Source organism: Mesorhizobium cantuariense (assembly GCF_042647205.1).
Classification (GTDB): domain Bacteria; phylum Pseudomonadota; class Alphaproteobacteria; order Rhizobiales; family Rhizobiaceae; genus Mesorhizobium; species Mesorhizobium cantuariense.
Map to the genome: position 1 here is coordinate 2,828,632 of NZ_JBHRVD010000001.1, position 26,649 is coordinate 2,855,280.

The window sequence follows — 26,649 nt, forward strand, 5'->3', positions numbered from 1 at the left end:
ATGCGCTACGAATTGATGCTGCCGCACCAGATCCGCAAGGCGATCGCCGAGAACTGGCCGGTCGCTCTGCCGCTTGGCGTGCTGGAATACCATGGCGAGCACATGGCCGTCGGCATGGATACGCTGGCCGTCATCAAGACGCTGGAGCTGTTCGAAAAGGAGAGCGACGTCGTCATCCTGCCACCCTTCTACTACGGTGCTGCGAGCTATGCGGTGGCGCCGCCGGAAGGCAGCGGCTCAGTACATGTTGGCGGCAATGCGCTGGCGCCGTTTGGCGAGGACCTGTTCTACAGCCTGCTGCGCATCGGTTTTCGCAACATTCACGCCATCATCCACCACCAGACCGAGAATTTCGCCGCCGGCATGCCGACCGATCTGGCGTTCAAGACCGCCGGTCGCCAGGCGATCTTCCGCTTCCTCGAAAAGGAGCGCGGCGAAGGCTGGTGGGGTTCGGAGGCGATGGCCGGCTATTATGCCGAGCACGCCGAGGGCGGCAATTTCTTCAACTGGGTGCGGGTGCATCCGCTGATGCCGGCGGCAATGAATGGCAAGTACCCGTTCGATCATGCCGGCATCGGCGAGACCTCGCTGATGCTGGCACTATGTCCGGAGGCTGTCGATGCCAATCACTTTGCTGACAATACCGGCTGGTATACGGCGAGCGCCACGGATGCTTCGGCCGAGCTTGGGCAGAAGGGTGTGGCTATGATCCTCGATCACCTGCGGATGATTCTAAGGGCCTAGCGCGGTTCTTCCTCCCCTTGTGGGAAGAAGGTGGCCGAGCGAAGCTCGGTCGGATGAGGGGTGTTCCAGGGAACGCAAACGTCTCACTCCGCTGGAACACCCCTCATCCGTCTCGGCGCTGTCGCGCCGATCCACCTTCTCCCACAGGGGGAGAAGGAAGAGGGCGCCCTGCTACTTCACCGCTCCCGCGGTCATGCCCATGATCAGATAGCGCTCGAGCGCAATGCCGATGACGGCGAGCGGCGCGATGGCGGCCGTGGCAAGCGCTGCCATCGACCACCAGTTGATGCCTTGCGAGCCGGTCTGGCTCGCCACCATGACGGGGATGGTCTTGGCGTCGGTCGAGGTCAAAAGGGCGGCGAAGAAATATTCGTTCCAGCACAGCACCATCGCCAGGATGAAGGCGGCGACCATGCCAGGCAGCGCGATCGGCATGACGATGCGGAAGAACGCCCCCCAGATCGACAGCCCGTCGACGAGTGCGGCTTCCTCGAGTTCGACCGGGATCGAGTTGAACTGGTCGCGCATGATCCAGATGACGATCGGCAGCACCATCAGCGTGTAGAGCAGGATCAGCCCGATGCGCGTATCGAGCAGACCGACTTCGCGGTAGAGCACCAGGAAGGGCAAAGCGAGCACTACCGGCGGCAGGATCAGCTGCGACAGGAAGAAGAACGAAATGTCCTCGTTCTTGAACCAGGCGAAATGGTAGCGGTAGCGGGTCAGCCCGTAGGCGGCGAGGCTGCCGATGACGATGGCGAGGCTCGATGCGCCGACCGAGGTGATCACCGAATTCATGAAGCGCTTGAGGAATTCCTCGCGCACCGTCGAGGTCTGGAAGATCGAATCCGGTGACAGGCCGAGCGAGCGCCAGCCCTTCCAGTCCGGCTGGAAGTCGATGAAGGGGATGAGATGGCCTTGCGTGACGTCGACCGCGGTCTTGAACGACGTCGTGATCGTCCAGTAGATAGGGAACAGGCAGATGAACGCCCAGAAGGCCAGCGCCCCATAGATGAAGACGCGGCTGGCGAGGAAGCTCGCCGGCGAGCGGATCTCCGAGGCGACATATTCAGTGGTCTGGACGCTCATCTTGGCTCAATTCACCCCCATCTTGCTTCAATTCACATTGCGTACGAAGCGGTTGGCAAATTTCAGCAGCCACGTGACGAACACGACGATGATGACCAGATAGGCCATCGCCAGCATGGTTCCGTAGCCGACATTCGAGCGGTCGCGGTATTCGCGATAGATGAAGCTCGACACGGAATCGGTGGCGCCGCCGGGGCCGCCCGACGTCACCGTGATGATGATGTCGGCAAGCTTCAACTTAAAGATGATGCGCAGGATAACCGCCGTCACCGACACCGGCAGCATCAGCGGGAAGGTGACCTGCCAGAAGGTCTGCCACGCATTGGCGCCATCGACCCGTGCGGCTTCCAGCACTTCGCGCGACATCGCCTGCAACCCCGCCAGCAGCATGATCATCATGAACGGAATGAACGTCCAGGCGTCCAGCACCATGATCGTGATGCGCGCGGTGATCGGATCGGAGAAGAAGGCGGGATTTTCCCAGCCAAGATGGCGCGCCAGTGTCGCGGCCGGCCCGAAGCGGTACTCCATCAGCGATTTGCCGATCATCCACGAAACCGCGACGGGTGACAGCATCAAGGGCAAGAGGAAGACAACGCGGAAGAATTTTCGTGCCCGAATCTGCGCGTTGAGGAGCAGCGCCAGGCCAAAGGCGATGACATATTCGACCGCCACCGCCAGCACATAGAGCACCATGTTGAACAGCGCGTTGCGGTAGTAGGGATCGCCCAGCATCTGCCAGAAATTGGCGAGCCCGTTGAATTTTCGCCCGGAGAAGGAACTGAGGTTCCAGTCGGTGAGCGCAATGTAGAAACCGAACAGCGTCGGGAAGATCACCATGGCGATGGTGAACAGGAGCGCCGGCAGCAGGAACAGCGCTCGCTGGCCGTCCTCGCCGCGCGTCAGCACCTGGCCGATGCCGATCGCCACACCCCACAACACATAGGCGTAGACGACCGGGCGCCAGGTTTCGAAGCCGATCGTCTCGGCGCCGCCCTTGTAGAGGATTTCCAGCACGATCGTCGCCAGCAGGCCAAGCGTGGCAACGGCCATCAGCCCCCAGCCGAGGCGCTTGCGGCGAGGGGAAATCAGATCGGAAGGGACGGCATCCGCCGGCCATTGGTTCGCGGTCGAGGTCTGGTCAGCCACAAATTTCGCCCGTTTGAAGGCTCATCGAGGAGCCGGAGCCGTCTGGTGTGGTCCGGCGTTGCCGCCGGACCACGGTTTCACATAGCCTACATGCCGAGCGACGCCTTGTAGAGCTTGATCTGGTTGTCGCGGCCGATCTGGTCGGTCAACTTCTCCCAGGCCGCCGCAATGGCATCGGCGCCTTCTTGCGCCTTCATCTTGCCAGCGAAGGTGTTGGCTAGGATGTCCTCGGCGGCGCTGTAATATTGGAAGATGCCGGGGATGCGTGGCTCGATCGCCGCGTTCGGATGGTTGTAGCTGTCGGATTCCGACTTGAGATACGAGGTGATGAACGCCTCGTCGTAGCCGGCCGCCACCCACTCCGGAATATCGAAATGGCTGTTGCGGTAAGGCTGGAAGCCCGACGGATACGCTGCGCACCAAAGCGACAGGTCTTTGCCGCCGAGATGGGCTGCCGCCGACCAGGCTGCCTTTTTCTTCTTCTCGTCGCTGTCGACGCGGGCCATGACGTAGACCCCCCAGCCGATATAGGCGCAGTTCGGCGCATAGTTCGGGCCGCTTGCGAGCTTGTCCCAGGCGCCTGTCTTCGAATTATAGACATCGTCAGAGCCTGGCAGGATCGAGAAGCCTGTGACGTCGCCGACGACCGAGGAGTCGTTAGTCTTCGCATTCGAGCCAGCGTCTCCCCACCAAGCCAGCATCGAACCAGTGCCGCCCAAGAATTGGGAGAAACAGGTCTGGTTCGGGTCGGCATTGATTTGATCCTGCGGTTCGGAAGGCAGCGCGTCGATCACGTCCTGGATCGCCCGCACCCAAGCCGGGTTGTTGATGCGCGGCTTCATCGTGTCGGCGTCGAACAGCCACGCTTTGTCATCAGGGTGCTTGGCATAAGCACTGGCACGGCTGCCGAGGAAGTAGAAGCCGAATCCACCCCATGCCTTGGGCGCGTCGAGGTAGCCGTAGACGTCCTGGCCCTTCATCTGCTTGCCCTTGAGGAACTTGGTCACTGCCTGCACCTGCTGCCAGGTCTTCGGCACGCCCCATTCCGTTAGGCCCGACTTGTCGCCGCTATCGGCTTTCCAGGCTGCTGCCAGATCAGAGTCGGAGAACACGTCGGTGCGGTAGTTGAAGTTGTGCGCGTCTCCGTCGACGGTCACGCGATATTGCTTGCCGTTCCAGGTGCCGACCGGCGGCTTCAGATAGGCCACCAGATCGTCCATATCGATCTGCTTCCTGACCCAGTCGGGCATCTCAGAGGTCAGGCCCTTGCCGCAGACGTCGCCTTCGAAGGGCGCGCCCATCTCGACGATATCAAAGTCGATTGTGTTCGTGGCGATGGCCTGCTGCAGGCGCGGATTGTAGTCCGCCTGTGCAAGGTCGATCCAGTTGATCTTGGCGCCGGTATAGGCCTCCCACGGCTTCAGGAAGCCGCGGAAAAGCACATTGTGCAGGTTCTGGTTGTTGAGGCCCATGAAGGAGAGCTCGACGCCGGCGAATTCGCCTTCCTTGACGTTGGCCTTGGTCGCTTCGAGGCAGAGCTCGCCGACTTTCTGGAAGTCGGCATCTGTCGGCTGGCCTTTGCCGACGCCGGGGATCTGCAGGATTTTGGTGCGCAGTTCGCTTGCCGCGGAAGCCGGGCGCGTCAAGGCGCCAAGCCCGGCGCCGGATGCGGCCGCGATTGCGGCCATGCTGGCCGCACCCTTCAATATGTCGCGCCTTGTGGCGCCGGCACGAACCAGTTTCTCGTAAAGACCCGTTCTCATCGCCTATTCCTCCCAGAACATCAGTGTGAATAAATCGGCCAACTGTCGGACGCTGGAGCGCCAACGATGCTCCCGGTTCGGAAACGAATTAGGCAGGACCCCACCCTGCGTCGATTGAAGTTCCGATAGCGGATCGGGTACCGACATTTTGACCAGCGCCTGCCACTATTCTCACAACCAAACGCCGTGTCAACGAGAACGGGTTTTTATCTATAAGGGACTGACTTGCCCTGACCGGTCGCGTTGGTTAGCTTCTGCGCCTACGGCTAATGGAGCCGATGGGGGAGATATGGCGCAAGTCGCGATCAGCAAGGTGGCCAAAGCCTTTGGAACGGTCAAGGTTCTGCACGAAGTCAGCGTCGATATCGCAGACGGACAGTTCGTGGTCCTGGTTGGCCCTTCGGGTTGCGGCAAGTCCACGCTGCTCAGGATGGTGGCCGGGCTGGAAACCGTCTCCTCCGGCACGATTGCCATCGGCGACCGCGTCGTCAATCATCTGCCGCCGGCCAAGCGCGACATCGCCATGGTGTTCCAGAACTATGCGCTCTATCCGCACAAGACGGTCGAGCAGAACATGGCCTTTGCGCTCAAGCTGCGGAAGACCGATCCGGCCGTGGTCGCCGAGCGGGTCAAGCGCGCCGCCGATATCCTCGACCTCAATCCCTATCTGAAGCGCTATCCCCGCCAACTCTCCGGCGGCCAGCGCCAGCGCGTGGCGATGGGCCGCGCCATCGTGCGCAATCCGCAAGTGTTCCTGTTCGACGAACCGCTCTCCAATCTCGACGCCAAGCTGCGCGTGCAGATGCGCACCGAGATCAAGGAACTGCACCAGCGGCTGAAGACCACCACCATCTACGTCACCCACGACCAGATCGAAGCCATGACCATGGCCGACAAGATCGTCGTCATGCGCGACGGTCGTATCGAGCAGGTCGGCGCGCCGCTCGAACTGTTCGACCGGCCGGTCAATCTGTTTGTCGCCGGCTTCATTGGTTCGCCTTCGATGAACCTGCTCAAGGGTGTCATGCGCAAGGGTGCCAAGCCCGGTGTCGAGATCGCGGGCACGCTGTTTCCGATTGCACCAGGCAATGCCGCGCAGGACGGCCAGGCCGTCGTCTATGGCGTGCGCCCGGAACATCTCGAGATCCATCCCGATGGCGTGCCGGCGAAGATTTCGGTGGTCGAGCCGACCGGCTCGGAAACGCTGGTGTTCCTGCGCTTCGGCGAAGGCGAGATGGTGGCGCTGTTTCGCGAGCGTCACGACTTCAAGCCGGGCGATACGCTCAAGCTGAAGCCGCGGCTCGACCAGATCCATCTTTTTGACGCCGAGACCGGCAAGCGTCTCTGATCCCAACTCACGAGGACTATTATGCTCAAAGGCATCAACCCGCTGCTCAATGCCGACGTGCTGCAGGCATTGCGGGCAATGGGGCATGGCGATGATCTGATCATCGCCGACACCAATTTTCCGTCCGATTCGGTGGCGCGCCAGACCGCGCTCGGCCGCCTGCTGCGCATCGATGCCTCGGCCGCCGAGGTGGCAAAGGCGGTGCTGTCGCTCTACCCTCTGGATACATTCGTCGACGACTCAGCCGCGCGCATGGAGATCGTCGGCAAGCCGGACGAGATTCCGGCTGTGCAGAAAGAGGTGCAGAAGGAAGTCGACAAGGCCGAGGGCAAGTCGTGGCCGATGATAGCGGTCGAGCGCTACGCCTTCTACGAGCGCGCCAAACAGGCCTATTGCGTCATCCAGACCGGCGAACGCCGCTTCTATGGCTGCTTCGCCTTCCGCAAAGGCGTCGTGCCGCCGGATGCGGAATAGCGGCATGGCTTCGGGTAAGCCGGTCGTCATGAAGCCTGTCGTCATATTGGGTGTGTTCGTCGCCGACACCGCCTACAGGGCGCAGCGCCAGCCGCGCATGGGCGAAACTATCCTCGGCACATCCTTCACGCTGGGGCCGGGCGGCAAGGGCTCGAACCAGGCGGTCGCCGCCGGCAAGCTCGGCGCCGACGTCACCTTCCTCACCCGCCTCGGCGTCGATCCCTTCGCCGACATGGCGAGGCAGACCTGGGCGCAGGCGGGCGTCAAGAATGCCGTCATCGACACGCCGGAAAGCTACACCGGTGCGGCCTACATCTTTGTCGAGGAGACGACCGGCAACAACGCCATCATCGTCAGCCCCGGTGCTGCCATGCTGATCTCGCCAGCCGATATCGAGGCCAATGCCGCGCTGATCAGCGGTGCCGGCGTCTTCGTCACCCAACTCGAACAGCCGATCGAAGCAGCCATGCGGGCGCTGGAGATCGCGCGTGGGGCAGGGGTGATGACGATCCTCAACCCGGCCCCGGCGGCAAAGCTTTCCGACCGCATCTACACGCTCTGCGACTACCTCACGCCCAATGAGACGGAAACGGAGGAATTGACCGGGATGAAGGTGTCCTCGGTCGACGAGGCGCGCCGTGCCGCGGACAAGCTGCTTGAAAAGGGCGTCGGCACGGTCATCGTCACGCTGGGTGACAAGGGTGCGCTGTTGCACTCGAAGGACCGCTCCGACCATGTTCCCGCCGTCAGTGCGGGCGCCGTGGTCGAAACCACAGGGGCAGGCGATGCCTTCAATGGTGGGCTGGCCGCCGCGTTGTCGCGGGGCGTGGAGCCGCTGCAAGCGGTGCGCTTCGCTTGCGCCGTCGCCGGAATTTCCGTGACGCGACCAGGGACCGCGCCGTCGATGCCGACGCTGCAGGAGGTCGAGGCGCTGCTGGCGAGGGGATGAGATCGGCTTGGCTGACTGGCCGCTGACGCCGCCTCCGGCCTGATCTTATGGCTTTGAGCCCTATGATTTTTTCGAACGCAAGCTTGTGGAGATCTTGCGCAGCGGGCCTGTGAAGCGCCAGCTTCTGGACTGATGCAAGGCTGCGATTTGCATCTGGCACGCTTGCAGCGTTTGTTCGATCTCGTCCTTCTCGTTCCTTGCATCCGAAGCGGCGCTCTGCAACTCGGCGCTGCTTTGGTGGGCCGCCTCAAGCTCATTACGCAACCTTGAGATTTCAGAATGCACCGTCGCCTTCTCGGCTTCAGCGCTTGCAAGCATCGGTCGGATCGTTTGCACATCCTCCCAGGCAAGCCGCGCTACCAGATCGTCGACGGCACGGCGCATCTGCTCGCTCCAAGCCGCGGGATCAACGCGCATGAGACGCGAGTACTCGGATTGTTCCTTGCTGGCGTTCGGTATCCAGACGCGCAAGGCTGAAGGCCACCAGCCGGCTCTGTCCGCGATATCAAGAAAAATAGCCAGTTGCGATGCCTGGGAGTGACGCGAATTTTTCCATAGGGCGCTGAAATGCAGGACGGTTGGAACGCGGCAATAGGTGAAGGGATTTCGCGGGTTCTCGCGCATGATTCGCCGCCACAATTGCCAGTCCCCGGCCGATGCGACGTCTTCCGGCCAGACATCTCGCGAAGGCAGGCAATCAGCCCGATACAGGAAGCAAGTGGCGGGTATCGTGTTGCCGACCTCCGTGAACACCCTGAACTCGTCGGCCAGTTCCAGATTGGTCAGGAAGGGTGCTGCGATGCCATCGGTGGAAACCCACAGCGCCTGACTGTACGCGATGGCAGCCCCATTTTTGAGGCCATCCGCCAGGATCTCAAAATGATCCGGAAACAGGAGATCGTCATCGGCGGCAAAGCCAATCAGCTCGCCGCGTGCCTCGCGCAGCGCGATGTTGCGGTTCGCGTAGCCAAAGTTCGGCGCCTTGGGCAAATCGAAGAAGCGAATGCGGGCGTCCTGAAAGGCTTCGACCACCTCGGCCGTGCCGCGCGCGCAGCCGTCGCCGACGACCAGAAGCTCAAAGTCTTCGACGGTTTGATCCAGAACCGATTGGATGGCCATGCCGATGACATCCACGCGCGAGTGCGTCGGCATGAGGATGGAAAAGCGGGGCTTGCTCACCATCCCTTGGCGCTGCCGAAATCATGGGGAATGAGATCGGTGTCGATGGGCAGCCGGTACTTGTCGGGATTCGAGTGATCGTATTGTATCGTTGGGAAATTGATGGCGACCAAGTCGGATGTTCCGATGTTTCGGTCGGCATGCCAGACAAATTTCGGAATATTGACCAGGCGTGGACGATTGCCGGAGAGGTAAACCTTCGAAATCTTGCCGTATGTGCTGGATTCGGGGCGAGGGTCATAAAGGACTAGTTCCATCTCGCCGCTGATCACAAAATAGCGGTCCTCGTGCAGCTTGTGCAGGCCCCACCCTTTCACCAAGCCAGGGCGAATTGTGAACATGTAGGAAAAGACCAGCGGGTCGGCATGCCAACCCCAGCGCGGGTCATAGATCTCCGTGACGCTGCCGCGGTCGTCAATGTGCCGGATGCTGTCGAAAAAGGACATGCCGTCCACAAGAGGCGTAGTGCTTTGCCGCTGCTCGTCCAGAGTCCGTTGATCCTGCTGAGCGGCGTCAAGTGTGGTCTCCAGAAGATTCAGGCTGGTGTGATCGCTCATGAACAAAGTCCCCGCTGTTTGACCGCCTTCAGATCGACCTTCCTCTCACAATTTTCGATGGATGTCCTGATCGGGCTAACAGGTTCGTGCAGCCATGATGACTTTTTCGGGGGCGGTTGGAGTTTTTGATGGGATCGGAGGCAGGGGATGGCCAGACGTGCAGGTGCGCGCCGGCGTGCCATTGACAGGATTTGGGCGGCGCCTTGCTTGCGCCGGTTGACGCGACCAGAGCGCGGCGCCGTCAATGCCGACGTTGCAGAGGCGGTTCCTGGGTCTATGCTGGGGAGACCAAACTCAGATCCGAGACAATCCGAGTTGCCTCATCCAAGATGATTTTTTGACAACAATGTCGACATTTCTCCGAAGCCAAGGGCTTGTATCCCTTGAGAGAAATGGCGCGAGTGACGGGGCTCGAACCCGCGACCTCCGGCGTGACAGGCCGGCACTCTAACCAACTGAGCTACACCCGCGCATGGCGAACACGTGTCAGCCGTGTTCGTCGTTGGGGCGCTGGATAAGGGGTTCGCCACCGGGTGTCAAGCGTGACAGGACAGCATAACAGCAAACAGGAGAAGGTTTTTTGACAGCCGGCGTTTTGTTGGCAAAACCGGCATCCAACCAGGGCGTCCTGCGCTCATTTGGCCTTGCGAAGCCGACCCTGACCGCTTAAAGGTCCGGCCCGGAGCGGGCGATTAGCTCAGTTGGTAGAGCGCTTCGTTTACACCGAAGATGTCGGCGGTTCGAGCCCGTCATCGCCCACCATTCCAATCACACAATCCATCCACTGCCGCGTCAATGGCGAAGCCCGCGGTATGGAGTGCCTGGCTGTCCATTTGCCGCCGCGTCACAAACCCGCAGCAGATCGGCATGGATGTTTCTGGAGTTCAACAACTCGGCGGCTTCCGGATAACCCTCAGCCAGCAATGCGGCCACGATCTCGGCTGGCGAGTGGTGGACACCGCCCTCTGCCAAAGCATGAGCCCGCTGGTAGATATGACTGGTTCTGATTTCGTCCGCCATTCCCAAACATCCCCGTTGATCAGCACTTGATGAACAACCTTTGAGATGCGAAGTTGTTCCGTTACAACTTGTGAGGGAATATTGGCAACTAACGCGCGGGCGACGAATCTGTCGCTTGAAGTTACGGCCTCATTCCCGTTCGTGGTCAGAAAACTCAGCAGTCCATCGTCATTCCTGCAACGATCAAGGCGGCAACAGCCGGAAATCATTGCCCTCGGGCAGCAGCTGCCCGCCGTCGACGATAATGGTCGTGCCGGTGATGTAGCTGGCATCGTCGGAAGCGAGGAACAGGAAGGCATTGGCCACGTCGCGCGGGCTGCCGAGGCGGCCGAGCGGGATGGAGTCCTCCATGTTCTTGATATAGGCCGCGCCGCGATGCAGCTCAATCGCTTCGGTCAGGATGTTGCCGGGTTCGACACCGTTGACGGTGATGCCATAGCCGGAGAATTCGAGCGCTGCGGCGCGGATGAAACCGTTGATGCCGGCCTTGCTGGCAGAATAGTGGCCATGGCCCGGGCTGGTGACATGCGGACCGGTGATGGACGAGGTGTAGAGCATGCGGCCAAAGCCTTGCGCCTTCATCGGCACCAGGGCCGCGCGGCTGGCATTGAAGGTGCCGCGCAAATTGACCTCCATGACCCGATCCCAGTCGTCGGCGCTGGTGTTCTCGATCAGCTGCCAGGGATAGATGCCGGCATTCTGCACGATGATGTCGAGGCGGCCATGGAGTTTGAGCGCCAGCGCCACGGCGGCCTCGGCATCGCTCATTTGAGAGATGTCGGTGCGGATGAAGGGGGCGCCCAGCTCGTCCGCGGTCGCTTGCCCGGCCTCGACCTCGGTGTCGGCCAGCACCAGCCTCGCGCCTTCCTCGGCAAAGCGCAGCGCGATGCCCTTGCCGATGCCGCGGGCGCTGCCGATGATCAGCGCCACCTTGTCTTGTAACCGATTGGTCATGCGAGCCGTCCTGTCATGCGAGTCTTTGGCGGATGGTTTGCTTGAAAGCGTCGAGCAGCACGGCGGCCAGCACCAGCAGGCCATGGATCACCTGGGTGAAGTTGGCCGGCAGGCCCATCAGGTTGATCGCCGTGTTGATGGCCGAGAGCAAAAGCACGCCGGCATAGACGCCGGGGAGGGTGCCGACGCCGCCTTTGAGACTGACGCCGCCGATGACGACGGCGGCGAAGGCGTTGAACAAAAGGCCGACGCCGAGATTGGCGGTGGCGCCCGAGGTGCGGATCGCCAGCAGCCAGCCGGCAAGGCCGGCGATGGCGCCGGCCAGCACGAAGGCGATGATGAGATTGCGGTTCACCCGGATGCCGGCGCGGAAGGTTGCCGTCTCGTTGCCGCCGATCATGATGAGATGGCGACCAAACGGCGTTTTGGCCATGATCAGCGAAAAGACCACGAAGCAGCCAACCGCGATCCAGGCGGTGAGCGGCAGGCCGATAAGGCGCTGGATGCCGAACCAGCGGATGGCCGGCGCCAGGTCCTGCGCCGAGCGGCCGCCCGAAATCACCAGCACCAGACCGCGCACCCAGATGTAGGACGCCAGCGTGATGATGAAGGCGCTCATCTTCACCTTGACCACCAGATAGCCGTTGAAGGCGCCGATGAGGCCGCCGACGGCCAGCGCAACGAGCAGCGAAACCGGAACCATCAGCCATTCGGGATGCAGCTGCACGCCCATGCCGATGCCCGACGAGCAGAACAGGATGCCGACCGCCATGGCGCTGAGCGCCGCCACGGATTCGACGGACAGGTCCATGTGGCCGGCGATGATGACCAGTGCCAGGCCGATCGACATGACGCCAAGCACGCTGGAAGCCTCGATGATGTTGGCGAAGATGCCGAGCTGGAAATAGTTCGGGACGAAGATGGAGAAGACCACCAGCACGAACAGCAGCATGAACCAGACGAGGTTGTCGAGAACGAACTCCAGGGCTTTGCGTGTGCGCGGGTTCATGGGCTGATCCGGTTGGCGCATGCCCCGCGAAATCAATTCGATTTCGTCGGGTTCGGGCGCGGATTCAAATTCGCCACGGCGTCCTTTCGGACGCGGCGTTGTGAAAGGGCAGGCTCCGGGCCGCTACGGCCCGGAGCGCTTCTAGATAACTATTCGACCGACTTGACGGTGTCCGTCGGCGGCTTCTGGTTGCCCCAGAAGGCCGGGTTGTCGACGTTCTCCTTGGTGATGGCGGCACCGGGAATCTTGATATTCGGACCCCAGGCTTCCTTGGTGACGGTCGATTTCAGGCCGAGCACATCGTATTCGCCGGGCTTGATCTCTTCCTTCTTGACGACCTTGTCCATGAACATGGCGACAGCCGCGGCCTGTGCGTAGAGCGGCTGCTCGACTTCGACGTTGAGCCAGCCCTTGCGGATCAGGTCGAGGCCGACCGGAGCGCCGTTTGAGCTCATCAGCATGACGTCGCCCGGCTTCTTGCCGGCCGCCTCGAGCGAGGCGACGGCAGCGACCGAAAGGTGCGCGGCATGGCTGAAGATCAGGTCGATGTCGGGGTTCGCCAGCATCTGGTCGGCAACGATGGTGCCGGCATTGCTGGCCTCCCACTGCATGGCCGGAAGCGAGATGATCTTGACGTCTGGAAACGCCTTCATCTTCTCCTCAAAGCCCTTCTGGATGTCGAGCGTATAGGGGTCACCCGGGTCGCCGAGCACCTGCAGCACCTTGCCCTTCACCGAGCCGTGCTTTGCCTTCAGCAGCTTCTCGGCCTGGTCGGCGGCGACGTAGCCGATCTCGACGGTTCCGGCGACAGAGGTGAAGTCGGACGGCGTCGACGTGATCTGGCGGTCGAACTCGACCACCGGGATGCCGGCCGCGCGGGCGGCTTCAATGGACGGCTTCAGTGCATTGAAATCGACGGCGGCAAGGATGATGGCCGCCGGCTTCAGCGCGATGACGTCGTTCATCTGCGATTGCTGGGCGTCGGTCTTGTTGTCGGCGTTCAGCGTCTTCATCTCGTAGCCGGTCTGCTTCAGGAACAGCTCCAGCGCGCTCACCGAGCCGGTCTGGAACTCATCCAGCAGGGTCGGCACCATATAGTAGACGATACCCTTGGACTGGGCGAATGCCGGCGTGAGCGTGGCAAAGGCCAGTGCCAGGATACCGAAGACAGCAAGAAGTATTCGCTTCATGTCGTTCGCTCCTCTTAAGCCGGACCCCTCTTTTGTCCCTCAGCCCGCCGGTCCGGCACCGGCAAGCGTCTCACCGGTGATCATGTTGATCACCGCATCGGGACTTGTTTTGTTGCGTGCGACATCGCCGGCCACGACGCCTTGCCGGATCACCACGATCCGGTCGGCGACCTGGAAGGCCTGCTGCATGATATGGGTGATGATGACGACGCCGATGCCCTGGTTCGCCACCTGGCGGATCATGTCGAGACCGCGCCGCGTCTGTTCGACGCCAAGGGCTGCGAACGGTTCATCGAGCAGCACCAGCTTGCCGCCCCAATGGACGAACCGGTTCAGCTCGATGGCTTGCCGCTGGCCGCCCGAAAGATGCTCGACATTGGCGCGTAGCGAAGGGATGCGGGTGCCGGCGCTGGCCAGTGCCTTTCCGACGACGGCTTCCATGGCGCGCTCGTCGAGCACGGGAATGCCAAAAACCTTCCGGGTGATCTCGCGGCCCATGAAGAAATTGGCGACCACGTCGACATTGGTGCACAGCGACAGGTCCTGATAGACGGTCTCGATGCCCGCCGCCTTGGCCTCGGCGGGCGACCGGGCAAGAAACTCCTTGCCCTCGAACAGCATGCGGCCCGAGGTCGGCTCCAGCCCGCCGGCGATGATCTTGACCAGCGTCGATTTGCCGGCGCCGTTGTCGCCCAGCAGCGCCACGACCTCGCCCTTGCCGATCGAGAAGCTGATCCCCTTGAGCGCTTCGATCGCGCCATAGTTCTTGGTGACGTTGTCGAGCACCAGCAGGGGTTCGTTCATGCCGCAATCTCCCTGGCTTTGAGAACGCGTTCGGCAGCGAACATCTGCCCGAAGCGGGGTGACAACACCCCCGAAACCGCAAGGGCGGCGGCGCCGCGCAACACTGAATGTTGCCCGCCGCGCGCGACGAGAATTCGAGGCGTCGTGCGGTCCTTCCGTGCCGAAACGGAGTTGTGCAGGCCTCCCGCCGAACCAGCCAGCATTTCGAGCAGATCGGTAGATGCCAGCCCGCCGAGGATGACCGTCTCCGGGTCGAACAGGTTCTCGATGATGGCGACGGCATTGTGGAAGATCGGGCCGACTTCAGCCACCCAGTCGGCCTCGCTGCCGTTCCAGCGCCGGAGCGCCTCGAGCGAGAGGTATCTTTCGAGGCAGCCGCTATTGCCGCATGGGCAAGCCTCGCCGCCGGGAACGACGGGAATGTGTCCGACCTCGCCGGCATTTCCCCAGGCACCGCGCAAGGCGCCGCCGTCATGCACCATGACACCGCCAAGGCCGACGCCGAAATAGAGATAGTAGTACTCGGAAAACTGGGCTCCGAGGCCGTAGAGGCGCTCGCCCATGGCGGCCGCGGCCATATCGGTTTCAAAGAAGGCCGGCAATCCGGTCGAGGCCGCCAGCCGCTCGCGCAGCGCCACATCCTTCCAGCCGGTCATGGTGGTCGGGCCGACGAAACTCATGGATTCGACGTCGAACGGTCCGGGCAGGGCCAAGCCGACCCCGAGTACCCGTCCGCCAGCCCGCAGTCTGGTCAATTCGACCACCATCGCCCCGATCAGCTCGAAGGCATGGTCCGGCGCCGCGTTCGGAGCTTCGCGATAGGTGCTCTCGATCACGTCGCCGCTGAGATTGATCAAGGCGGCACTGATACCGAGCGGGGTGATGTGGACGCCGACGGCATAGCCCCCCTCGGGGTTGATGCGCAGGGTCGCCGGCGGCAGGCCGCGCCCCTTCGGCTCTTCGCGCAGCGACAGGATGTAGCCCTGATCTTCCAGTTCGCGAACGATGGTCGACACCGTCTGGACGGTGAGCCCGACACGCCTGGCAATCTCGCCGCGGGCGATCGGTCCATGAAGGCGGATGGACTCAAGCACGATGCGCCGGTTGTACGGCCGCCCGAACTCCTGATTGGTCCCCCGCAGTCCCATGACGTGCGCCCCTTGGAGAGCGTAACTTGGCACCGCTTATTTATTCAGTCAAATGGAATTCAAAAATAAATGATGGTGAAACACAAATCCAGAAAAGGCCAGGTATGGACGTATTCGGCTCAGGACCTGCTCACGCGCCGCCCTGGCTGATTGCCGTCATGTCGAAACCGTTTCAAAGGTGGGCGAACCCCTCGACCGTTGATCCGACAAAGCATGGAGCAAAGATGATCGAATTGCCGTTTGCCCGCGACGAGTACCAACAGCGGCTGCGCAAGATCCGCACCGAGATGGCCAAGCGCGGTCTCGAGCTCCTGGTTGTCAACGACGTTGCCAACCAGCATTACATCACCGGCTATGATGGCTGGTCATTCTACACGCCCCAGGTGGTGCTCGTTCCAGTCGAAGACGTCGAGCCGGTCTGGATCGGGCGCGCCATGGATGCGGCCGGCGGTCTTTTGACAGCCTGGATGAAGCCGGAAAACGTGGTTGGCTTCCCGGAAGACCACGTTCAGCGCGTCGATCGCCATCCCATGGACTGGATCGCGAATTGGATCGTGTCGAAGGGCTGGGGTATCAGACACATCGGCATCGAGCTCGAAGCCTACTATTTCTCCCCGAAAGCGCATGCCCGGCTTGTCGCCGGACTTCCCAATGCAAAATGGCATGATGCCGATCTCCTGGTGAACTGGATCCGCGCGGTCAAATCGGCGCCCGAGATCGCCTATTTGCGCAAGGCGTCAACCCTGGCCGAAGCGGCGGTCGCGCGGGCCTTCGAGGTGATCGCGCCAGGTGTTCGTGAATGCGATGCCATTGCCGCCATCCAGGCGGCGCAGATCGCCGGCAGCCCGGACTTCGCGGGGGATATCACCGCGCTACCGCCGACTATTCTCGGCGGCGAGAATGCTTCAGCACCGCACATCATGTGGAGCGACAGGCGGTTCGGAGAAAACGAGACGATTGCCCTGGAACTCGCCGGCGTCTGCCGCCGCTATGCCGCCGGACTGGCAAGAACCCTGCAACTCGGCAAAACGCCGACAAATGTCTCGGATACGGCCAAAGCGGTGATCGAGGGCATGGATGCGGTGCTCGATGCGGTCAGGCCGGGAACATCGGCCGAAGCCGTCGAAGCCGCCTGGCGCAAGGTTATCCAGCGCTATGGGTTGAAGAAGGAATCGCGCATCGGCTATTCCATCGGCGTTGCCTATCCGCCGGATTGGGGCGAACACACGATCAGCCTCAGGCCGGGCGACAAGACGGTGCTTGAACCGGGCAATGTCGTTCATTCCATCCTCGGCATGTGGATGGACGGCTGGGGCATCGAGATCAGCGAGACCATCCTGGTCACCGAAACCGGCAATGAGACGCTGACGAAGTTCCCGCGAGAGATCCATGTCAAATCCTGAGAGTCCGGTGATGGCGAGCGGTTCTGAGATTCCCGGCACGATCGATATTGATGCCGGAATTCTCGACCGGATGATCGAGATCCGCCGCCATCTACACCGCAATCCGGAGCTTTCGAATCGCGAAGCCAACACGCAAAGTTATTTGCGGCAGATGCTGGCCGGCCAGGGAATTGCCGACATTTGCGACGTCGCGGGCTTTGGCCTGGCGGTCGATATTGTCGGCACCGGCAAGCCGTCAAATCGAAAGGTGGCCATTCGCGCCGACATCGATGCCTTGCCGATCGAGGAGGAGTCCGGTGTCGACTATGCCTCGATAAATTCCGGCGTGATGCATGCCTGCGGCCACGACGCCCACGCATCGATGGCCTTTGCGGTTGCCGCGCATCTTCACCAATCAAGGGACAGTTTTGGCGGAACAGTCCGCCTGATCTTCCAGCCGGCGGAGGAAGACGAACCGTCGGGCGGCAAGCGTGTGGTGGAAGAGGGGCTTCTCGACGACATCGACGCCGCGATCTGCGTCCATGTCGATCCGTACTCGCCGTCCGGGAAGATCGCCGTCAATTCCGGCCCTTACACTCTGGCCTGCGATACATTTGACGTTGTCGTCACCGGCTCGGCCGCGCATGCGGCAAAACCGTATGAGGGCATCGATGCGATTGCCGTGGCCTGCTCCATGGTGAGCGAACTGCAAAAAATCGTCTCGCGCGAGATCGACCCGTACGATCCGCTGGTCATTTCCGTCACCGGCATCAACGGCGGCAATGCCTACAACGTGATCGCCGGCAAGGTCACACTGAAAGGCACCATCCGCAGCGGCAGCGACGCCACCCGCGAGCGGTCCTGGCGGCGCGTTCGTGCGATATTGGAGGCAATAGCGACGGCCCATGGCGCCAATGTGCAGGTCGATATCCACAAGGGCGAACCCGGCGTCGTCAACGATGTCGAGATGACCGAGTTGATTGTCGCCAGCGCCACGGCCTGTATCGGCGCCGACAATGTTCTCAACACGCCTGGATGGACCATCGCGGACGACTTTGGCTACTACAGCGAGAAACGCCCGTCGGTCTACTTCCGGCTCGGAATCCGCAACGAGGAGGTCGGATCGGTCTTTCCGCTCCATCATGCCCGGTTTCGCGTTGACGAGGCCGCCTTGAAGGTCGGCGCGGCCACCCTGGTTTCGGCAGCGACGTCGTTTCTGTCGATGCAACGGGAAAACTGACCAACGGACGGTGGAAAGCGCTCATGGTCCATCAACGGCCACGATCGGCCATCGGCCGCATGGAGCAGAATCCCGAAATCGCTTACAGATACTGAGCGACCTTCTTGCCGACGGTGAGAAAGCGCAGGGGATCGATCGCTTCGCCATTGTGGCGGACTTCGTAGTGCAGATGCGGGCCGGTCGAGCGGCCGCTGCTGCCGGTCTTGCCGATGACGGCGCCGGCGTCCAGCTTCTCGCCCACGGTCACGTCGATCTCGCTGAGATGCCCGTAGCGCGTCGCAAAACCATTGCCATGGTCGACTTCCACCATGCGGCCATAGCCGCCGTTCCAGCCTGCCTTGGTGACGATTCCGGGCGCCGTGACCTTGGCGGCCATGCCGATCGGCGCCCTGAAATCCATGCCGGAATGGAGTGCTGCGGTACCGAGGATGGGGTCGGTGCGCACGCCGAACGGGCTGGTGACGGAGCGGCCCGGCGCCGGATTGGTCAGCGGCAGCTGGCGTGCTTCCTTCTTGAGGTGGTCGAGCGCGTCAAGCGCTTCGTCGAGTTCCTTGACCTTGCTGTCGAACATCATCGAACTGTCGAGCGGGATCAGCGGTCCGCCGACATCGCTATCGCCCTTGCCGAAGTCGCTGTCGACGGGCAGTCCAGCCGCCGCGAGCGCCTGGGTGATCGCGTCGGCGCTCTTGTAGGCGTTGTCGGCAAGCGTGCTGATGCGAGTGAGCTGATCGCTTTCGATGGATTTCAGCGACTGGTTGATCGAGACGAAGAGCTTGTCGGCACGATCTGCGGCTGAATCGTTGGGCATCGGATCGGAGCGCGTCGACCACAGCGAGAACGGCCTGGTGTCGCCGGCACCGAGGTCGGCGCTCAGGCTGGCGACCGTATAGTTCCGCGCGGGTGGGTTGATGCTGCCGGTCACTTCGGCGCGTTTATCCGGCTTCGCAACCGCTGCCGGATCTTCGGCTGGCGCCGCGCTGACTTCGTTCTCGGCGCGTTCGAGCAGCGGGCCAAGGCGACCGTGACGCTGGCTCAGCTGGCTCTGGCGTTCAAGCAGTTCGCTGACCTTGGTTTCCATCAATTGCTGGTCGAGCAGCTGGCGGCTGGTGATGCGGTCGACCTGGGCGCGAAGCGCCGAAATGCGATCTTCATAGGCTTGCTGCATGCGCGCCTGCCGCGCCGTGGTGGCGCCGATCAAATCGTCGCGCAGCACGAGATAGGAGGTGGCCATCAGGTAGCCGATGGCAATGGCGGCGAGCGCCGAGCCGATAAAGGCCACGAGCCAGGGGCGGATCGTGAAGTGCCTGATCTCGTTGCCCCGGGCGATGATGACCGTATGGGGCTCCTTGCGCCTGCCGAAGACTGCTGACTGACCGGTTGCGTTCACGGGACCAAGCTTTCGTTTACGACACCACGACTGCTTGATTACACATTATTAGGGTTAACAAAGGCTTGCAGCGCCGGCTTGCCGTCGGCGATTGCCCGTCAGGCGGGTAAGAGGTTGTGGGAGGGAAGGCGCGGTTGGCAGTGCCGCAACCTCAAAGCGCTCGAACGGCCTCGAGCACCTCTTCCGCATGGCCCTTGACGCGGACCTTGCGCCAAATCCCAGCGATCCGCCCGTCGCGGCCGATCAGGAACGTCGCGCGCTCGACACCCATATATTTGCGGCCGTACATCGATTTCTCGACCCACAGATGGTAGGCCTCGATCACCTTGCGCTCCTCGTCGGCGGCGAGGTCGATGGTGAGATTGTATTTCGACTTGAACTTGTCGTGTTTCTTGACCGCGTCTGGCGACAGGCCGATGACCACCGCGCCGGCCTTCTCGAAGTCCGGCTTCAGCTGCGAGAAGCTGATTGCCTCTTGCGTGCAGCTTGTTGTGTCGTCCTGCGGATAGAAATAGAGCACAATGGGCTTGCCTAGGGATGCGGCAAGGCTGACTGATCCGCCGCCGTCGCGTGGCAGGTCGAATTGCGGCGCAAGATCGCCTACGTCGAGGTCAGCCATACCGATGCCCTTGTTTGTGGTTACGCGCGAAGCCACACCGATATAGTGTCGAGCGGGGATTCGTCCACGATCGAGTTCGTACAACGGAAAATTGCGTGGATCAGGAGCAACCGCAGCACGAGAAGATCCGGTTCAGGCGTGATGAGATCACCGACCTGGGGGCCTTTCCGTCCGCCTGCCGCGTGCCGCCGCTCGGTCAGGCGTCGATCGGACGCGGCTTTCGCATGTTGTCGCGGCTGTTCGCCGGTCTGGTCGCTTTCGTGCTGCTGGCGGCTGTGCTCGTTTATCTGGTTGGCGCCTCCGGCATCGGGGCCGACCGACTTCGCACCGAGGCGGAAACGGCTCTCGAGAAACTGGCGGGTGTCGATGTCAATGTCGCGGTCGGGCCGGCCCGCATCACGCTTGACAGTTCGAGTTTCATCGCGCTCCAGGTCAGCGACGTCAGCCTGAAAACCGCCGACGGCAAGCCGATGGCCGATGCCGGCCGCGTGCGCTTCGGCGTGCGCCTGGTCCCGCTGCTGTGGGGGGATGTGCGGCTGACCAGCGCCAGGATCTCCGATGCCCGCATTGTCGTGGCGGCGATGCCGTCCGGCGGCGACTGGACTGCGGCCCTGCGCAATGCGGACGGCCTCATCGATCCGGAGAAGCTGTCCAATGCGGTGTTCGCAAACGTCAACCGCGCACTCGATGCCGTGCGGGAAGATTCGCTGCGCCAGATCGATCTTCGCAATGTCGAATTCGTGCTGCGCGAAACCGGAACGATCAAGCTGATCAAAGTCACCGACGCCACCGTCGTGCAGTCGGGACCGGGCGGCATGCAGTTTTCCTCCACGGCGGATGTCGACGGCAGGTCGGTTACCGTTGGCGCTTCCGCCACCCGCGATATCGCGGCGCACCGCGTCACGGCGCTGGATGCGAGCATCGATCTGGCGGATGCCGGTGTTACCACTCGGGTTGCTGACACCACGGCCGGCAAGTTGGGCGCGGTCGCTCTGAAGCTGACAGGATCGGAAGGGTTCGGCATGAATGCATCGCGGCTGACGGCCGCGTTGTCATCGACGGGTTCCGTCCTCGACCTTGGCACGCGCGGGCTGCTGCCGGCCAACGTCGATGTCAATGCGACGCTTGTCGCTGGCAGCAACAAGGTCCAGGTCGACAGATTGCTGCTGAGGACCGGCCGGTCGATATTCGATTTCGCCGGTTCGATCGGGCCGAAGCCGGCAAGCGGCGCGACCGGTGAGGAACCGTCCTATCGCTACGACCTGACCAGTGACGGGTCGTCGCTGGCACCTTCGGAGTCGCCTGAGCCGGCGCTCACCTTCCTCGCTCGGATTGCCGGTGTCTACAACACGGTGAGCCACAAATTGGTCGCCGAGCAGATCGCGCTTCGGTCGGCCGCCTCCGGCGAAGTGCTCGGCACCGCCGCCGTGGCGTTCGTCGATGGCAAGGCGCCGGGGATCAATCTTGCGTTCAACATCCACGACATGCAGGTGTCTCACGTCAAGCAGCTATGGCCGTGGTTTTCGGCGCGCAATGCCCGGCTGTGGGTGCTGGCCAATCTGTTCGGCGGCCGCGTCGTCGACGCCAATCTTCAGTTCCAGGTCGTGCCGGGCCGCCTGGGCAACGGCGTGCCGCTGTCCGCAGACGAGGTGTTCGGCCGCTTCCAGATCGAAGGATCGCGCTTCGATACCGCCGGCCGCATCCCGCCGATCCGCGACGCGGTTGGCGTCGTCGGCTTCCACGGCAACGATGTCGATATCTCCCTGTCCTCGGGCACCGTCTATATGCCCAGCGGCCGCACCGTCGCGGCCAGCAACGGCACGCTGACGGTCAAGGCAGCCAACCGCCCGCCGGTCGTCGGCGCGCTCGACATCGACGTCGACGGCGATGCGTCCGCCGTCGCCGAACTCGCATCCTACGAGCCGATCAACGCCATGCGCCATGTCGGCCTTTTGCCGGAAGACCTGTCGGGCAGCGTCACCGGCCACGTCAAGGCGGATATTCCGCTGCAGTCCGGCGTCGACTCCTCGAAGCTCGATTGGCTGGTGTCGCTCGACTACACCGGTATGTCCTTGGCCAAGCCTTTCGAGGGCCAGACCGTGACGGATGCCGATGGTTCGATCACGGTCGACCCTGTAAAGGCGGTGATCTCCGCCAAGGCGTTGCTGAACGGCATTCCGGCCGAACTCGATCTGATCGAGCCGCTCAGGGATGACGGGCCGGAGCGCAGCCGCAAGGTGGCCTTGGTGCTCGACGACAAGATCCGCGCCGCCGCCATGCCCGGCCTGAAGCCGCTGCTTGGCGGAACGGTGAAGGTCGCGATCGACAAGAGCGGCAGCGGCGACCAGAACGTTTCGGCCGATCTGACCAACGCCAGGCTGGACATTCCCTGGGCGGGTTGGAGCAAGGGGGCAGGGGTTCCCGCCAATGTCACCTTCGTCATGACCAAGTCCGGCGACACCACGACGCTGTCCGACTTCGATCTCGACGGAAAGACCTTCTCCATCGACGGCAGCATCGTGCTGGTCAATGGCGCGCTGTCTTCGGCGCGGTTCAGCAAGGTCACCTTGAACAGGGGCGACGACGTCGCGGTATCGGTGAAGCGATCCGGCAAGGGCTATGCGGTCGACATATCAGGCAACGCGCTCGATGCCCGCTCGCTCATCAAGCAGTTCACCTCGGACGTCGATACGGCCACCAAGACGACCGGTTCCGATGCCATTTCCGTCAGCGCCGATGTCGATCAGCTGACCGGTTTCCACGACGAGCAATTGTCCAATTTGAAGCTCGACTACAGCGCGGCCGGTTCACGGGTGAACGGGCTGAAGGTCAACGCCACGGCAAGTTCGGGCGCCGCCATATCAATCAGCAACACCACCGGAGCCGGCCGGCGCGCGCTCAACATGCAGTCCGCGGACGCCGGCGCCATTCTCAGGTTCCTCAACATCTACGAGCATATGGAAGGCGGAGCGATCACCCTGGCGCTGGCGGGGCCGAGCGACGGATCGCTGAAGGGCAAGGTCGACATCAGCAACTTTTTTGTCGTCAACGAACCGAAGCTGGCCTCCATCGTCTCGACCACGCCGGCCGGCGACAGCCGCAGCCTCAATCAGGCGGTCAAGGGCAAGCTGGATACGTCACGGGTGAAGTTCGAGCGCGGTTACGCCGAGATCGACAAGGGCAGCGGTTACCTGAAAATCGCCAATGGCGTGCTGCGTGGCCCGCGCATCGGCACGACGTTCCAGGGCACGCTCTACGACCAGAACAACAACATGGACATGACCGGCACGTTCATGCCGGTCTATGGCCTCAATCGCATCTTCGGCGAATTGCCCATCGTTGGCGCGCTGCTCGGTAATGGCCGCGACCGCGGCCTGATCGGCGTTACCTACCGGCTCAAGGGCAATGCCAACAAGCCGCTGCTGGACATCAATCCGCTGTCGGTGATCGCGCCTGGAATATTCAGGTCGATCTTCGAATACCGGTGAACGAGTTCAAACCGACCGCACCAGAATGTGCTTTTTCCTGCCGAGTGAGAGCTTTACGACGTTTTCCGGACTCAAATCCTTTGAAGTCACCAACCGGCGCTCGTCGCTGACCGGCTCATCGTTCAAGCGCACCGCACCGCCCTGCACATGCCGCCGCGCCTCACCGTTCGACGCCGCCAGTCCGGCGGTGACGAGCAGCGACAGGACGCCGACGCCGGCTTCGAGCGCTGCCTTGTCGACCTCGACGGTCGGCAGCGATTCGGCAAGCGCGCCTTCCTCGAACGTCTTGCGTGCCGTATCGCTGGCTTGTTCCGCGGCTGCGCGGCCGTGCAGCAAGGCGGTGATCTCGGTGGCGAGGATCTTCTTGGCCTCATTGATTTCGGCCCCGCCTAGCCGCTCGAGCCGCGCGACCTCGTCCAGTGGCAGCGTCGTGTAGAGTTTCAGGAAACGGGCAACGTCGGCATCCTCGGTGTTGCGCCAGTACTGCCAGAATTCATAGGGGCTCAGCATGTCCGCATCGAGCCAGACCGCGCCCGAGGCAGACTTGCCCATCTTGGCGCCGGACGAGGTGGTGAGCAGCGGCGTGGTCAGCGCATAAAGCTGCGCGTCCTCCATGCGGCGGCCGAGATCGATGCCGTTGATGATGTTGCCCCACTGGTCGGAGCCACCCATCTGCAGGCGGCAGCCGAGACGCTTGTAGAGCTCGACGAAATCATAGGCCTGCAGGATCATGTAGTTGAATTCGAGGAACGACAGCGACTGCTCGCGATCGAGCCGCAGCTTGACGGAATCGAAGGCCAGCATGCGGTTGACGGAAAAGTGACGGCCGACGTCGCGCAGGAAATTGACGTAGTTGATTTCCATCAGCCAGTCGGCGTTGTTGACCATGATGGCGTCGTCAGGACCGCTGCCGAATTTGAGGTAGGGCATGAAGTTGCGGCGGATGCCGGCGAGGTTGTCGTCGATGTCCTGCGGGGTCAGCAGCTTGCGCGCCTCGTCCTTGAACGACGGGTCGCCGATCATCGAGGTGCCGCCGCCCATCAGCGCGATCGGCCGATGACCCGTCTGCTGCAGCCAGTGCAGCATCATGATCTGGATCAGCGAGCCGGCATGCAGGCTTTTGGCGGTCGCGTCGAAGCCGATATAGGCCGTCACCGTCTCCTTGGCGAAGATAGTGTCGAGGCCGGCATCATCCGAAGTCTGGTGGATGAAACCGCGCTCGCTCATCGTGCGCAGGAAATCGGATTTGAAGGCGGACATTGTTTCTTTCCCGAAAGCGCCCGGCCGCTGTGGCCCGGGTGTGCATGAACGCGCGCGTTTAGCATCCAAGCGCGATCAGCAAAAGTGGTTTCCCGTTTTGCGGCCCGCGCGGATGGTTGCGAATCCTTGCTTCGCCGTTTTGGCTGGCGTATTGAGGCGCCGCGCAGGGGCAGGGCCTGAAGCGCCGCGACGGGGCTATCCCGCAGATCAGATCCGGAAAGCTCCGCGATGAACAGGAACTATCTCATCCTCTTTCTGTTCAGCCTGCTGATGACGTTCAGCGGGCTGGCGAGCCTTCCGCCCGTCGACCGCGACGAATCCCGTTTTGTCCAGGCCACCAAGCAGATGGTCGAAACCGGCGACTATGTCGACATCCGTTTTCAGGATGCCTCGCGCTACAAGAAGCCGATCGGCATTTATTGGCTCCAATCGGCGGCCGTGGCGCTGAGCGGCGAGGGGGCGGCGGCGCCGATCTGGGTCTACCGCCTCGTCTCCATGCTTGGCATAGCCCTGGCCGTCGTCGGCATCGCCTGGACGGGCACAAAGCTCTTCGGTGCCAATGCAGGTCTTGCCGCCGGCCTGATGATGGCGGCGATCTTCGCGACCGCCTTCGAGGGCCGCGACGCCAAGACCGACGCCATGCTGCTGGCCTGCTGCGTGGCGGCGCAAGGCGCGCTCGCCCAGATCTATCTGGCGGCGCGCCGGAACGAACCGGTAGCCGCCCATCTGCCATGGATATTCTGGGCGGCTCAAGGCTTGGGGATCCTCATCAAGGGACCCGTCGCTCCGCTGCTGTCGGTGCTGACGGTCGCTACGCTGTTTGCCTTCGAACGCGACTGGCGCTGGCTCTTGAAGCTGAAGCTCGTGCGCGGTGTCGCCCTGGTGCTTCTTATCGTGCTGCCCTGGGTCGCCCTCATCACCTGGAAGAGCGGCGGGGCCTTTCTCCAGGATGCCGTCGGCAAGGACATGGTGGCCAAGGTGGCGTCGGGCGAGGAATCGCACGGCCTGCCGCCCGGTTTCTACATGCTGACCTATTCGCTGTTCATGTGGCCCTTCGGGCTGATCGCGGTCGGCGCCGGGCTGCAGGCCCTCAACCGGCTGCGCGACGATCCGCGGCTGCGTTTCTGCCTCGCCTGGTACATTCCGTTCTGGCTGGTGTTCGAACTGATCCCGACCAAGCTGCCGCACTATGTCCTGCCGGCCTATCCCGGCATGGCACTGCTGATCGGCTGGCTGCTGACATTGTCGCCGCAGGAGGCGAATGCGCCGCTCAGGCGCTGGCAGGATTGGTTGTGGTGGTCGACCGCATTCGGCCTTGCCGTGGTCAGCCTCGGCCTTGCGGCAGTCTGTGTCGGCGCGCCGATCTACCTCACCGGCACCTTCTCCTGGTGGAGCATTCCGGCGGCCGCGGCAGCACTGGCGGCCGGCTATTTTGCCTTTTCGCGCCAGCTGCAAGTGCCGTTGCGCCGCATCGGCGCCATCGCGGTCTGTGCGGGCATCACCTATGGGCTGTTGTTCGGCGTCATCGCGCCTTCGCTGAAGCCGATCTGGCTGAGCCCGGCGATCGAGGCCGCGGTCCAAGCCAACAGGCCTTGCGACACCACGGTGCTCGCCTCGGCGGAATATCACGAGCCGAGCCTGGTGTTCCTGGTGGGCACCAAAACCGTCCTGACCGATGTCGATGGCGTCGCCAAACATCTGCTTGCCGATCCGGCCTGCGCGCTGGCGCTGGCACAAATCGGGGACGAGCAGAAACTGAATGGGCTGCTGGCGGCGCAAGGCAAGTCGGCGACCCGCGTTGCCGAAGTCGACGGGCTCAACTATTCGTCGGGAGACAAACTGTCGCTCGGCCTCTATCGTGTGGCCCCATGACGGCTCGCCGATGCCCATGACGGC

The 26,649-nt window shown here is 62.5% G+C and carries 22 protein-coding genes and 2 tRNA genes; 9 read left to right on the forward strand and 15 right to left on the reverse strand.

Annotated elements, in window-relative coordinates; genetic code table 11:
* The gene (locus ACFOJ9_RS13340) at positions 1–744 is read left to right on the forward strand and encodes a creatininase family protein (RefSeq protein WP_378979296.1); all 744 of its coding nucleotides are present in this window, start codon (positions 1–3) and stop codon (positions 742–744) included.
* Positions 745–915: 171 nt separating this feature from the next.
* Here the strand turns inward: ACFOJ9_RS13340 and ACFOJ9_RS13345 are convergent, their stop codons facing one another.
* From ACFOJ9_RS13345 to ACFOJ9_RS13355, 3 genes are all read right to left on the reverse strand, one after another.
* Entirely contained in the window at positions 916–1,833 is a 918-nt protein-coding gene (locus ACFOJ9_RS13345) for a carbohydrate ABC transporter permease (RefSeq protein WP_378979297.1), read from the reverse strand.
* A 27-nt stretch (positions 1,834–1,860) separates the two neighbouring features.
* The gene (locus tag ACFOJ9_RS13350; RefSeq protein WP_378979298.1) at positions 1,861–2,982 is read right to left on the reverse strand and encodes a carbohydrate ABC transporter permease; all 1,122 of its coding nucleotides are present in this window, start codon (positions 2,980–2,982) and stop codon (positions 1,861–1,863) included.
* Between the two features lie 86 nt (positions 2,983–3,068).
* Positions 3,069–4,745, reverse strand: a complete 1,677-nt coding sequence (locus tag ACFOJ9_RS13355) for an ABC transporter substrate-binding protein (RefSeq protein ID WP_378979299.1) — start codon at positions 4,743–4,745, stop codon at positions 3,069–3,071.
* Between the two features lie 289 nt (positions 4,746–5,034).
* Between ACFOJ9_RS13355 and ACFOJ9_RS13360 the strand changes: the two genes are divergently transcribed.
* From ACFOJ9_RS13360 to rbsK, 3 genes are read left to right on the forward strand one after another with little or no spacing between them, the layout of a single operon-like run.
* Positions 5,035–6,093, forward strand: coding sequence for an ABC transporter ATP-binding protein (locus ACFOJ9_RS13360; protein WP_378979300.1), 1,059 nt, complete (start codon positions 5,035–5,037; stop codon positions 6,091–6,093).
* Between the two features lie 21 nt (positions 6,094–6,114).
* A complete protein-coding gene (locus ACFOJ9_RS13365; RefSeq protein WP_109669521.1) occupies positions 6,115–6,567 on the forward strand; it encodes an RbsD/FucU family protein in 453 nt (150 codons plus the stop codon).
* A 4-nt stretch (positions 6,568–6,571) separates the two neighbouring features.
* On the forward strand, positions 6,572–7,516 hold the full coding sequence (gene rbsK / locus ACFOJ9_RS13370; protein WP_378979301.1) for a ribokinase: 945 nt from the start codon (positions 6,572–6,574) through the stop codon (positions 7,514–7,516).
* Positions 7,517–7,576: 60 nt separating this feature from the next.
* Here the strand turns inward: rbsK and ACFOJ9_RS13375 are convergent, their stop codons facing one another.
* The 3 genes from ACFOJ9_RS13375 to ACFOJ9_RS13385 all read right to left on the reverse strand — a co-directional run bounded on the left by ACFOJ9_RS13375 (position 7,577) and on the right by ACFOJ9_RS13385 (position 9,722).
* Positions 7,577–8,698, reverse strand: coding sequence for a glycosyltransferase family 2 protein (locus ACFOJ9_RS13375; RefSeq protein WP_378979302.1), 1,122 nt, complete (start codon positions 8,696–8,698; stop codon positions 7,577–7,579).
* Entirely contained in the window at positions 8,692–9,252 is a 561-nt protein-coding gene (locus ACFOJ9_RS13380; protein ID WP_378979303.1) for a polysaccharide biosynthesis C-terminal domain-containing protein, read from the reverse strand. The genes ACFOJ9_RS13375 and ACFOJ9_RS13380 overlap by 7 nt, the downstream gene beginning before the upstream one ends.
* A 393-nt stretch (positions 9,253–9,645) precedes the next feature.
* Positions 9,646–9,722, reverse strand: a tRNA-Asp gene (locus ACFOJ9_RS13385).
* A 216-nt stretch (positions 9,723–9,938) separates the two neighbouring features.
* Here ACFOJ9_RS13385 and ACFOJ9_RS13390 point away from each other — a divergent pair.
* Positions 9,939–10,014, forward strand: a tRNA-Val gene (locus tag ACFOJ9_RS13390).
* Positions 10,015–10,044: 30 nt separating this feature from the next.
* Here ACFOJ9_RS13390 and ACFOJ9_RS13395 read toward each other — a convergent pair.
* From ACFOJ9_RS13395 to ACFOJ9_RS13420, 6 genes are all read right to left on the reverse strand, one after another.
* Positions 10,045–10,272 (reverse strand): hypothetical protein, encoded by a 228-nt coding sequence (locus ACFOJ9_RS13395; protein WP_378979304.1) that lies wholly within the window; start codon positions 10,270–10,272, stop codon positions 10,045–10,047.
* 183 nt (positions 10,273–10,455) lie between these two features.
* A complete protein-coding gene (locus ACFOJ9_RS13400; RefSeq protein ID WP_378979305.1) occupies positions 10,456–11,226 on the reverse strand; it encodes an SDR family NAD(P)-dependent oxidoreductase in 771 nt (256 codons plus the stop codon).
* Between the two features lie 13 nt (positions 11,227–11,239).
* Positions 11,240–12,235 (reverse strand): ABC transporter permease, encoded by a 996-nt coding sequence (locus ACFOJ9_RS13405; RefSeq protein WP_378979306.1) that lies wholly within the window; start codon positions 12,233–12,235, stop codon positions 11,240–11,242.
* Positions 12,236–12,384: 149 nt separating this feature from the next.
* On the reverse strand, positions 12,385–13,425 hold the full coding sequence (locus ACFOJ9_RS13410; RefSeq protein ID WP_378979307.1) for a sugar ABC transporter substrate-binding protein: 1,041 nt from the start codon (positions 13,423–13,425) through the stop codon (positions 12,385–12,387).
* Positions 13,426–13,464: 39 nt separating this feature from the next.
* Positions 13,465–14,229 (reverse strand): ATP-binding cassette domain-containing protein, encoded by a 765-nt coding sequence (locus ACFOJ9_RS13415; RefSeq protein WP_136618750.1) that lies wholly within the window; start codon positions 14,227–14,229, stop codon positions 13,465–13,467.
* Positions 14,226–15,377, reverse strand: coding sequence for an ROK family transcriptional regulator (locus tag ACFOJ9_RS13420; RefSeq protein ID WP_378979308.1), 1,152 nt, complete (start codon positions 15,375–15,377; stop codon positions 14,226–14,228). Before ACFOJ9_RS13420 ends, ACFOJ9_RS13415 begins: the two co-directional genes overlap by 4 nt.
* 224 nt (positions 15,378–15,601) lie before the next feature.
* Between ACFOJ9_RS13420 and ACFOJ9_RS13425 the strand changes: the two genes are divergently transcribed.
* The gene (locus ACFOJ9_RS13425; protein WP_378979309.1) at positions 15,602–16,780 is read left to right on the forward strand and encodes a M24 family metallopeptidase; all 1,179 of its coding nucleotides are present in this window, start codon (positions 15,602–15,604) and stop codon (positions 16,778–16,780) included.
* On the forward strand, positions 16,767–17,999 hold the full coding sequence (locus ACFOJ9_RS13430; RefSeq protein WP_378979310.1) for a M20 metallopeptidase family protein: 1,233 nt from the start codon (positions 16,767–16,769) through the stop codon (positions 17,997–17,999). The genes ACFOJ9_RS13425 and ACFOJ9_RS13430 overlap by 14 nt, the downstream gene beginning before the upstream one ends.
* An 82-nt stretch (positions 18,000–18,081) precedes the next feature.
* Here the strand turns inward: ACFOJ9_RS13430 and ACFOJ9_RS13435 are convergent, their stop codons facing one another.
* Together ACFOJ9_RS13435 and ACFOJ9_RS13440 are read right to left on the reverse strand one after the other, a co-directional pair.
* Positions 18,082–19,386, reverse strand: a complete 1,305-nt coding sequence (locus ACFOJ9_RS13435) for a M23 family metallopeptidase (RefSeq protein WP_378979311.1) — start codon at positions 19,384–19,386, stop codon at positions 18,082–18,084.
* A gap of 151 nt (positions 19,387–19,537) precedes the next feature.
* Positions 19,538–20,005, reverse strand: a complete 468-nt coding sequence (locus ACFOJ9_RS13440) for a peroxiredoxin (RefSeq protein ID WP_378979312.1) — start codon at positions 20,003–20,005, stop codon at positions 19,538–19,540.
* A gap of 95 nt (positions 20,006–20,100) precedes the next feature.
* On the opposite strand from ACFOJ9_RS13440, the gene ACFOJ9_RS13445 reads away from it, so the two are divergent.
* Positions 20,101–23,493, forward strand: a complete 3,393-nt coding sequence (locus ACFOJ9_RS13445; protein ID WP_378979313.1) for a hypothetical protein — start codon at positions 20,101–20,103, stop codon at positions 23,491–23,493.
* Between the two features lie 6 nt (positions 23,494–23,499).
* On the opposite strand, the gene tyrS is transcribed toward ACFOJ9_RS13445, so the two are convergent.
* A complete protein-coding gene (tyrS, locus tag ACFOJ9_RS13450) occupies positions 23,500–24,753 on the reverse strand; it encodes a tyrosine--tRNA ligase (RefSeq protein ID WP_378979314.1) in 1,254 nt (417 codons plus the stop codon).
* A 228-nt stretch (positions 24,754–24,981) separates the two neighbouring features.
* Between tyrS and ACFOJ9_RS13455 the strand changes: the two genes are divergently transcribed.
* Positions 24,982–26,625: an ArnT family glycosyltransferase gene (locus ACFOJ9_RS13455; RefSeq protein ID WP_378979315.1), complete on the forward strand. Its 1,644-nt coding sequence runs from the start codon at positions 24,982–24,984 to the stop codon at positions 26,623–26,625.
* The last annotated feature ends 24 nt before the right edge of the window (positions 26,626–26,649 follow it).